Consider the following 1,819-nt stretch of genomic DNA (forward strand, 5'->3'; position numbering starts at 1 on the left):
CGCAGCTCGGCCTGCGCTTCGCCGATGTCGCGCGCGTCTGGTCGACGCGGCTGCTCGCCTCGTCCGCCTCGGCGCTGTGGCGGTCCACGTCGCCGCGCAGCCGCATCCGGCGAGCGTCGACATCCGGCGACGAAGATCCGGCCGCCGCCGGGAGCTGCGGAATGGCCGCATCCGGCGCGGCATCGCGCGAGGCAGGCTGCGCTGATTGCGCTGAGGGCGACGACTGCGCGGCGTCCCGCTGCCGGCGCGCGTCGCGAACGCCGCTGAGCGCCGCCTGCGCGGCGCCGAGCTCGCGCGTCAGCTGCTCACCGCGCTCGACGAGCGCGCTCCGGTCCTTCAACGCGCCGTCCAGCGCGGACCGGGACCGCTGCACGTCGACAGACGCCTCGCGGTACTCCTCGGCGATGGTCGTCATCATCGAGGTCGCCTGCTGGATCGCGCCCACGACGATGCGGCCGCGATGCGCCGGCAGTTCCTGCAGCGGCATCAGGTCGCGGGCCCGCGCGCGGCCTTCGGCCAGCGCCGTCTGCGTCACCCGGCTGCCGCCGCTCAACCTCACGCGGCGCGCCGTCGTGCCATCGGGCAGGCCCGTGCTGGCCGCCGCCATGGCGCAGTACCTCATCTCCTCCGTGAACTGCGCCAGCACATGCCGACCCACCGCATTCCCCAGGCCCTCGCCCCCTGCGCGCACGGCCGCCATCACGGCGCTCGTGTCGCCGCCGAGCAGGTTCCTCAGCAGGCTCCCGTTGACGCGATCGGGCCACAAGGTGCTGAACAGGGCCGAGAACGCCGAGAAGCTGTGCGCCGGGTTCTCCAGCAGCGGCTCGTCCAGGCGCCGCGCGCCCGCGTCGACGTTGGTGAACATGGCCAGGTAGCGGGCATGCCTCGTGTCCTCGCCTGGGGGCACCTGATCGATGGCGGGAAGCTCGTAGTGCGCCAGGAACGGGTTGAGGTGGGCGGCGGCGGCCTTGTCGATCCGCTGCTCAATGAAGCGCGGATCCAGCAGGGTCTCCGCGAAGTCGGTGTCGCTCTTCAAGGTCGCGCGCGCCTCCGCGACTCGGCGACTGGCCGCCTCCATCTGCGTCTTGAGGCTGTCGCGTTCCCCCTCCAGCCGCTGGATGCGCGCCTGGGCCTCGACCTCCGCGGGGCTGCGGGGATCCGGTTTCGCGGCCGCCGGCGTCGCTTTCGTCGCGCTCGCCGCCTTGGCGCCGCCGCGCCGGCCCGTTCGCGTGCGCGCAGGACGAGCCGGTTGAGCCGGCCGCGACTCCGCCGCCAGCGTCAGGCCCTCGAGCTGCCGCCGGGCGGACGCCAGCTTGCGCTCGGCATCCGCCAGCTCGCCAGTCTCCTTCTCATGCCGGGCCTGCAGCGAGGCCAGCTGGCCTCGCGCGTGCTCGGCGCGCGACTGAAGGCGGCCGACTTCGTCGCTGCGCTCGCTGGCGGTGGGAGCACGCGCGTCGTGACGCCGCTGCTGCAGCTCGGCCAGGCTCGCCTGCAGGGCCGCCCGCTCCGTCTCCAACTTGGAGAGCTCCCCCGCGAGCGACCTCAGCTGGACCGACGGCGACGACGTCGACGACGGTGCCAACGGCGCCAACGGCGCATCCGACGAGGGGCCTGTCGTGGCCGCGGCCTCGGTCGGCATCGACACCGGCAAGGCGGCGCGCCGCTGCACGGCCGAGGGCGCGCTGTCGGCCTCGCCGGCGCCGGACGCGCTGGCCGGCCGTGCCGGTGCCCGGGCTAGCCCGGGAAAGTCCGCCGCGGGACGGACCTCGTCGGCGAAGGCCCGCGCGAGCGGCCGGCCAGCGGGCGGTACGGCGGCGCC

General features: G+C 74.9%; 1 protein-coding gene and 1 pseudogene. One reads left to right on the forward strand and one right to left on the reverse strand.

Going from position 1 to position 1,819, the window contains the following annotated elements; genetic code table 11:
* Positions 1–1,516 (reverse strand): hypothetical protein (locus FUT87_RS25505; RefSeq protein WP_147242809.1); only part of this gene is annotated, 1,516 nt, incomplete at its 3' end.
* A 1-nt stretch (position 1,517) separates the two neighbouring features.
* Between FUT87_RS25505 and FUT87_RS25510 the strand changes: the two are divergent.
* Positions 1,518–1,819: pseudogene (locus FUT87_RS25510) on the forward strand (hypothetical protein); the annotation flags it as partial.

Source organism: Mitsuaria sp. TWR114, from assembly GCF_007997345.1.